This window comes from Mycobacterium sp. (assembly GCF_035499775.1).
GTDB lineage: Bacteria > Actinomycetota > Actinomycetes > Mycobacteriales > Mycobacteriaceae > Mycobacterium.
This window is the reverse complement of record NZ_DATJYB010000468.1, coordinates 1-7,783: the sequence shown is the minus strand read 5'-3', so window position 1 is coordinate 7,783 and position 7,783 is coordinate 1. Positions and strand designations below refer to the sequence as shown.

The 7,783-nt window shown below is 64.4% G+C and carries 6 protein-coding genes; 4 read left to right on the top strand and 2 right to left on the bottom strand.

Going from position 1 to position 7,783, the window contains the following annotated elements; all coding sequences use genetic code 11:
• Positions 1 to 321 precede the first annotated feature (321 nt).
• A complete protein-coding gene (locus tag VML93_RS29045) occupies positions 322 to 1,866 on the top strand; it encodes an adenylate/guanylate cyclase domain-containing protein (RefSeq protein WP_325615774.1) in 1,545 nt (514 codons plus the stop codon).
• A 561-nt stretch (positions 1,867 to 2,427) separates the two neighbouring features.
• Here VML93_RS29045 and VML93_RS29040 read toward each other — a convergent pair.
• Positions 2,428 to 2,766, bottom strand: coding sequence for a DoxX family protein (locus VML93_RS29040; protein WP_325615770.1), 339 nt, complete (start codon positions 2,764 to 2,766; stop codon positions 2,428 to 2,430).
• A gap of 723 nt (positions 2,767 to 3,489) precedes the next feature.
• Between VML93_RS29040 and VML93_RS29035 the strand changes: the two genes are divergently transcribed.
• From VML93_RS29035 to VML93_RS29025, 3 genes are all read left to right on the top strand, one after another.
• Positions 3,490 to 4,878, top strand: a complete 1,389-nt coding sequence (locus tag VML93_RS29035; protein WP_325615768.1) for an NAD-dependent succinate-semialdehyde dehydrogenase — start codon at positions 3,490 to 3,492, stop codon at positions 4,876 to 4,878.
• 42 nt (positions 4,879 to 4,920) lie between these two features.
• A complete protein-coding gene (locus VML93_RS29030) occupies positions 4,921 to 6,618 on the top strand; it encodes an alpha-keto acid decarboxylase family protein (protein WP_325615766.1) in 1,698 nt (565 codons plus the stop codon).
• Between the two features lie 149 nt (positions 6,619 to 6,767).
• Positions 6,768 to 7,268, top strand: coding sequence for an LLM class flavin-dependent oxidoreductase (locus VML93_RS29025; RefSeq protein ID WP_325615765.1), 501 nt, complete (start codon positions 6,768 to 6,770; stop codon positions 7,266 to 7,268).
• A gap of 192 nt (positions 7,269 to 7,460) precedes the next feature.
• Here VML93_RS29025 and VML93_RS29020 read toward each other — a convergent pair.
• The coding region (locus tag VML93_RS29020; protein WP_325615763.1) for a hypothetical protein at positions 7,461 to 7,783 on the bottom strand (323 nt) is incomplete at its 5' end.

Here is a 7,783-nt window from a genome sequence, read left to right as displayed (position 1 = left end):
CGCGCCATTTCGTCGTAGACGGCGTCGAATACCTCCACCGGATTCTCCCCGCGTGCAACAAGGGTTGCCACCCGCCGCAACCCCGCCTGATGCTCGGCAAGGTCACGCACCGTTGACGTGCGGGGAAGGCGCCGACGTCCGAGCGACATTTGTTCAGTATGTATCTTTCGGACCTTCAGCAGAGGCCGCTGCCCCTGCTTTTTTGAGACTCCGGACAGCGTGATCACCAATGTGACTGATGAGCCACCGCGCCGGAATTGCGGCCCCTGTTAATGCAACAGCGGTCCAGTCAACAGCACCCGGCAGCAGTAGGCTCACACGATGCCGGAAACGTCGTACGCATCCTGCGGCGATTTGAGCCTTGCTTATCAAGTGTTTGGCGACGGGCCCATCGAGCTCGTCTTCATCCCGCCGTTCGTCAGCCACGTCGAGTTGTTTTGGACGCTGCCCGAATACAAGGCGTTCTTCGAGCGTCTCGGCATCTTCTGTCGCGTCGTGATGTTCGACAAGGCCGGGGTCGGGTTGTCGGACCCGGTCCCGAAGGTTCGCTCGGTGGACGATCGAGCGGCCGAAATCGAGGCCGTCATGGACGCCGTTGGCTTCGGAAAGGCCGCCCTCCTCGCGTTGAGCGAGGGCGGCCCAGCTGCCATTGTCTGGGCGGCACGCCGACCGGAGCGAACGCGAGCGTTGATCCTCCACGGCACGTACGCATACTTAGGCGGTCTCGAATGGGACGACTTGGATCGCAGCCCGGCCGAGGTCCGGGCGCATATCCTTCGCGAAGTGGGTGAGGACTACGCGCCGTCGACGCAGCAGGTCGAACGCTGGCAGGAATTCGGCGACGCTGTGCGCTCGGATTGGGGCGACGGTAGGGCGGTCAAGTGTCTGGTGCCGTCGGTTCGGTCGATCCGCCAGCTCGGAATGATGGAGCGGATGTGCGCGAGCCCCGGAATGGCACGGGCGACCGTCGAAGCGTCGTTCGGCATCGACGTGCGGTCGATCCTGCCGACTCTCACCATCCCAACACTCATCATCCACGCCCGCGGAGACCCCGGGGTGCCCGTGCAGGATGGCCGATACCTTGCCGACCACATCTCTGGGGCGCAGATCCTTGAGGTCGAGGGCGTGGACCATGCGCCCTGGTTCACTGAGCCGGAAAGGACCACGACGGCGATCGAGGAGTTCCTCACCGGCAGCCATGCAGCGCCGCCACGGTCACGTCGCGCCCTGCGCACGGTGTTGTTCACGGACATGGTCGCCTCGACACAGCATGCCGCGGCGGCGGGCGATGCGCTGTGGCGTGCGATCTTGCAGCGCTTTGATGAACTCATGAGCGAACTGACTAAACGGTTCGAAGGCACGGTGGTCAAGAGCACCGGTGACGGCCACCTCGCCACGTTCGACGGCCCGACGCAGGCCATCCGCTGCGCCGAGGCGTTGCGCGCGGACGCCGAAACACTGGGCATCCGAATCCGATCCGGCATCCACACGGGTGAGTGCGAACTGCTCGACGCGGACATAGGCGGAATTGCCGTACACGTCGCCGCGCGGATACTCGAGCAGGCCGGCGCAGGCGAGATCCTCGTCTCCCGCACCGTACGTGACCTCGTCATCGGCTCGGGCACGGGCTTTGACGACCGCGGCAGCGTCGAGCTGCGAGGTGTGCCCGGCACTTGGCAACTGCTGGCGGTCGACCCGCGCGGTGCACGGGCGGGAACACCTGAGGCTGCACTGGCGTCAATGCCTACCCCCGGCCCTCGCACCGCGATGCGCCGGTCGGACCGCGCCGTGGAGGTCATGGCCAGGCGGACACCGTGGATCCTGCGCGGTGTAGCCCGCCTGACCCCGGGCACCGACCGCAGATGAGCAGAGATGCGTTGAGCGGCAACGCGGTTTTTGCCCTAACGCCGTGCGAAATAGCGACCGTTACAACGTAAAGCAGGGTGCCGGACGGGCCTCGGTCTCGGAAGCTGAAATGTCCTTCGCGTAATCGCTGCCATTCCACGGTGCGGCGCTCAGGAACACTTCGGCGCCGACCTCGGGGTTGGTCCGCCGGGTCCGCGCCAGCCGGGCGCTCTTGAGGGGTCAATCCGGCGCCGGGGTCCTCGCGGTGGGCGCGTACCTTCTCGCCCGTGGCCTCGAGCTCGCAGCGGGTGCGTCGGGCAAAGGCGTTGGCGCCCAAGGCCGCAAACTCATCGAAGGCGCGTCGCAACTGCGTGGCAGTGTCGGTGCGACGATTGTTGCGCCGCAGCCATTCGCCGTAAAACAGTCGTGCCCGCGCGAGGTGAGAAACCACGGGTGCGGGAAAATAATTCGATCGCGTCGGCCGTCAGCAGTCACCGTTCATTCGTAATCCCTTGCGCCGCAGCGTGACCTTCTCCACTTGGTCGTTTCGTGGCGGCGGCTCCGGGCTGGGCGGTGATGGTCCTACGCTGCGATGGTGAGCACCGCCAAGGCGACTGCTGCCAGTCCAGTAACCGCCGCGGGAAGCAGTGCGACGCCCTTGTCGCGCGCCTTGAGGTGGTAGCCGACGGCGCCGGCCATGACAAGCATGATTGCGGCGGCCGTCACGATGGCAAGAGACTTGACCGCGATTCCGGTCAACAGGCCCACCACAGCGATACCGATGAGGCGGCTGAGCCGCAGGCTGATCCCGAGATGCGCGGCATTGGCGCGTGCCGTGCCGGTGCCGAGGATCTTGATGATCCCGGTGAGTGCGAGCTCCACGGCCAACAGAACGGACAAGATGACAGTTGCGATGTGCATAACCAACTCCTCGTAGTGACGGGTCCTAATTGACGCAGATCGTGCCGCTGACGTGCCTGCCATCGCCGGTAAGGCATCCATTCGGGGGATCCTTTGGCAGGCCGGGCGGGAGGCAGTTTTGCCTCTCGTTGTCCCAGTACCAACCTCCTGGGCAGTCAGCCAGGCTTGCCGCCGCCGAAGGCGTCACTAGTGAGGCCAACCCGATACTCGCCGCGGCTAGCGCGGTCACTGCCGATCGGGCGATCCTGAGTTTCTTCATGCTCCTTGTTCTCCTTCGCTTACATCACGTTTCCTCGTCGTGACTTCTGTCTGGCTCGAAACGCTCTGTCACCAGTGTCCGCGCCGACGACGGTGAAGAACTTGAGGGCAGCCGCAGTCATGTATACCGGCTAGCAGCAAATACATTCTGCGCCAGCAGAATTGGCGCCCACCGTGTATGTACAGAGCTTGATGCGCATCGACCTGAAGGTGAAATGCTTTGCAAGACGGCGCAAATCTGACGATTCGTCAGAAGCCCGTCCTCGGGCACTTTACCTGCTGGCAGGTATGTCTCTTTGGCGGTGGCAGTAACGACATGTCCATCCCAAACCCGGATGCTGAGAAATAACAGCGCGTCAGCAGGCACCTGCGCGTAATCGCTTGCGACAAGCGATGTTCAGGAACGAAGCACGAAATCCATAACAGCGGCTGAGGAGCCGCTTCGACAACAGATGGAGTAACACCATGGCATACCGGACCGTTAACCCGTACAACAACGAGGTCGTCGCTACTTTCGACGACCTGACCGATGCGGAGGCGATGAACCTTCTCGCTCAGGCGCAGAAGACCTTTGAGTCCTGGAGCCAGGCGTCGTACGCCGAACGCGCCGCAGTGTGCCGCCGTGCCGCGGCCATCCTCACCGAACGTCCCGACGAGTTTGCCCGCCTGCTGACGCTGGAAATGGGCAAGCTCTACAACGAGAGTCTGGGCGAAGTGGCGCTCAGCGCGGACATCTTTAGCTACTACGCGGAGAACGCCGAGAAGTTCCTGGCGCCCGAGCGCCTCAACACGGTCAGCGTCAACGACAACGCAATACTCATCAGTGCCCCGCTCGGGGTGATCCTGGGTGTGCAGCCGTGGAACTTCCCCTTGTACCAGCTAGCGCGGGTGGCGGCCCCAAACCTGATGGCCGGCAACGTGGTCATGGTCAAGCACGCTTCCAACGTCCCGCAGGCGGCGGCCGCCTTCGAGCGGCTGCTACTTGAAGCAGGTGCCCCCGACGGCGCCTACACCAACCTGTTCGCGACCAAGGATCAGATCAACATGCTGCTCGACGACCCGCGGGTGCGCGGAGTGTCGCTGACCGGCAGCGAGGGCGCGGGCTCAGTCGTCGCGGCCCGGGCCGGCAAGAACCTCAAGAAGTCCACCATGGAGCTGGGCGGCTCGGACGCGCTGATCGCGTTGGACGACGCCGACCTGGACAAGACCGTGCGCTGGGCGGTGTGGGGTCGGATGAACAACGGCGGCCAATGCTGCGTGGCCTCCAAGCGGATCATCGTCGCGGAGGAGATCGCCGACGAGTTCTTGGAGAAGTTCAACGCCGCGCTGTCCGGGCTCAAGGCCGGTGACCCGTTCGACGCGGCGACCACGCTGCCGCCGATGTCCAGTCAGGGTGCCGCCGACGAGTTGAACGAGAAAATCAAGGCGGCGGTCGAAGCCGGCGCGACGGCCATCCCACTGGGCGAGCCAGTGCCCACCACGGGTGCGTTCGTGCGGCCGACCGTCCTGACCGACCTGACCCCGGACAACCCCGCCTACTACCAGGAATTCTTCGGGCCGGTGGCGCTCTTCTTCCGGGCAAGCAGCGAGGACGACGCCGTGCGCCTGGCCAACGACTCGCACTTCGGACTCGGCGGTTCGGTGTTCACGCAGGACGTCGAGCGTGGGGTCGAGGTCGCCAAGCGGATCGAGACCGGCATGGTGTTCGTCAACCACCCGACGTGGACCAAGCCGGACCTGCCCTTCGGCGGTGTCAAGCTGTCCGGCTACGGGCATGAACTGTCCAACATCGGCATCCAGGAATTCGTGAACAAGAAGCTGATCAACGTCGTCCCGATCGACGCGCCCGAGTGATCATCGCCACGGTCGACTGACTCAACCCAGAAGGAACACATCATGGCTGAATTCACCGTGGGGCAATACCTCGCGACCCGGCTCGAGCAGATCGGGCTGAAGCACTACTTCATGGTCCCCGGGGACTACAACCTCGTATTGCTCGACGAGCTGCTCGAGAACAAGAACATCGAGCAGATCGGCTGCTGCAACGAGCTCAACGCGGCCTACGCCGCGGAGGGCTACGCCCGGGTCAATGGCGCGGCGGCGGTCCTCACCACCTTCAACGTCGGCGCCTATTCCGCACTGAACGGTGTGGCCGGCGCTTACGCCGAACGGCTGCCGGTGATCATGGTGTCATCCAGCCCCAACACCAACGACGCGGGTGAGAATCACATCCTGCACCACACGGTGGGTTCCCACGACTTCACCGCTCAGTACGAGGTGTTCCGGCAGGTGACGTGCGTGGCGGTGCGCATCCAGCACCCCGCCAACGCGCCCGCCATGATCGACGAGGCGATCAGCACCGCGCTGCGCGAACGCAAGCCCGCCTACATCGAGATTCCGTGCAACCTGTCGGCCGCACCGTGTTCTCCGCCGGCCCCCTTCTCCACGTTGCGGTCCGGTCAGTACAGCAACCCGCGAATGCTGGCTGATGCCGTCGCCCGGGCCACCGACCTCATCGCGGATGCGAAGAAGCCGATCCTGCTGGCCGGTGCTCATCTGCGGGCCTACGGCGCCATCGACGCGTTCCGGGAACTGGCCGAAGCACTGGGCTGCGCGGTGGCGGTCATGCCGAATGCCAAGGGCTTCTTCCCCGAAGATCACCCCCAATACGCCGGCATCTACTGGGGCGAGGTCAGTAGCCCGCAGTGCCAAGCCATCGTCGACTGGTCCGACCTCATCGTTGCCGCCGGGCCGGTGTTCAACGACTACACGACCGTGGGCTGGACCGCGCAGCCACCGCGGCAGCGATTGATCAACGCCGAAGCTCAGGGAGTGCGGTTCGCCGACACCGAATACACCGGCGTCGCCCTAGCCGACTTCCTGTCCGACCTTGCCAAGAAGGTCCAGGCCAACGACGCGACCCTGACGCAGTACAAACGCCTCAGGGGGACGGCAGCCGTGGTGCGCCGCGAGGTCGCCGACCCCGCGGCTCCGCTGAGCCGCGCCGAGCTGTGGCGCCAGATCGAGGACGACCTGGACGACAACAGCACGCTGTTGGTGGAGACCGGTGATTCCTGGCTCAACGGCATGTATACCCAGCTGCCTGGCGGCGCCAGGTTCGAAATCGAGATGCAGTGGGGCTCCATCGGCTGGTCGGTGCCCGCCAGCTTCGGCTATGCGATGGGGCTCGAGTCGGACCGCCGCCTGGTCTCGGTCATCGGCGACGGGTCGTTCCAGCTGACCGCCCAAGAAGTCTCCACCATGATCCGCCACCGCCAAGAGGTCCTGATTTTCTTGGTCAACAATCGCGGGTACGTGATCGAGTCGGCGATCCACGACGGTCCGTACAACTACTACAAGAACTGGGACTACGCCGGGCTGATCGACGTGTTCAACGCTGAAGATGGTGGCGGTGTGGGGCTGACGGCAACCACCGCCGCCGAGCTGGCCGACGCGATCGGCATAGCCCGCGCTCACACGGGCGGCCCGGTCCTGATCGAGTGCCAGATCCCCAACGACGACGCCAGCCCGGAGCTCATCTCCTGGGGATCGAAAGTGGCTCGGGTCAATTCCCGGCCGGACCCGCGGTTCTAAGGGACAGCGGCCGCTGACGATCGTCCGCACATAGCCAGCCGGCCGGTAGTGCAGCTCTGGGATGCGCACTGCCGGTCGGCTCACCAGTCGGCTGAGCTTCGCCGTCGACATGCCTGACGTGCGCTGCCAGTCAGTGTTGATTCCCATGCGTGCACCGGCCGGATGACTACGCGAAGCGTTTGGAGATTGTCCGGTCCGCGGCATCCGACGCAGGGCGCGACCCGATGTCCATCCTCCCGGCTGTCGAGTTCTTGGTCGTGACGGGCCCCAGCCGCGGCGCCGTCGATGAAGCGCTCAACTCCCCAGTTCTGAAGGCGCTGTCTCTCACCGCGTCCGATGAGGTGTTCGCCCGCCATGGCGCTCGACATCCGTTGGGAGAAGGGTTTTCGGGTTCGCAGGACCTCGTACCAAACGCCTTCGATGAAAAGACAGCGCTGTCCCATACCGCTCAAGTCCCGCCACCGGTGGTACGGGAAGTGTTCTTGAGCGGCACCCCTGACGAAGTGATCGACCAAGCCGCACAGTGGCGGGATCACGGAGCTCGTTACGTTGTTGTGGCCGACGCCAGCGCGCTTCAGCGGAGTCTCCGAAATGGGTTGGCGGCGATGGTGCCGTTCGCAAGAATACTGCGCGGCCTCAAGAAGCTCTAAAGTCCCTGGCGACACTATTCTGCCGCGCCCGGGCCACACCAGTCTCCGCGGTGCCGGGATGAGACACGAGCACGTAGCCAGCGAACCCCCAGATCACCGGCATCGTGGCCAGCACACCGTAGATAGCTGTCATCACGTCACCTCCTGAAAGTGCGAGGGCCGCAGGGCCTTGTTCGCTGTCTCAAGAATCGTCTATTGGCGGCCGGATGTCGCCGTGGCTGGCACCCATCCGGGGACCCCACCAGTCGGAATGTCGAGATACCCGCTAGTGGGCATGACGGGACATGACCACGCGGGTTCGCAGTAATTCGGCTTCCGGATGGAGTTCGCGGCAGTCGTTGCAGCCAAGCCGCAAACGATGCCCAAATTGGCGAGCAGGGCCATGCTCAGAAAGATCGCGATCGGCGTTGCGGCCGGGTTCCGCAGGTCGCTCTCCTTGAGGAGAACGACCCAAATGGTTTCGGCCGCCAGCACAGTTCGGCGACGATAAAGAGCGCGGCGGGCACGATTACGCG

Excerpts from the sequence above, each read along its gene's own strand:
- VML93_RS29045 (WP_325615774.1), top strand. The coding sequence starts at position 322 with ATGCCGGAAACGTCGTACGCATCCTGCGGCGATTTGAGCCTTGCTTAT.
- VML93_RS29040 (WP_325615770.1), bottom strand. The coding sequence starts at position 2,766 with ATGCACATCGCAACTGTCATCTTGTCCGTTCTGTTGGCCGTGGAGCTC.
- VML93_RS29035 (WP_325615768.1), top strand. The coding sequence starts at position 3,490 with ATGGCATACCGGACCGTTAACCCGTACAACAACGAGGTCGTCGCTACT.
- VML93_RS29030 (WP_325615766.1), top strand. The coding sequence starts at position 4,921 with ATGGCTGAATTCACCGTGGGGCAATACCTCGCGACCCGGCTCGAGCAG.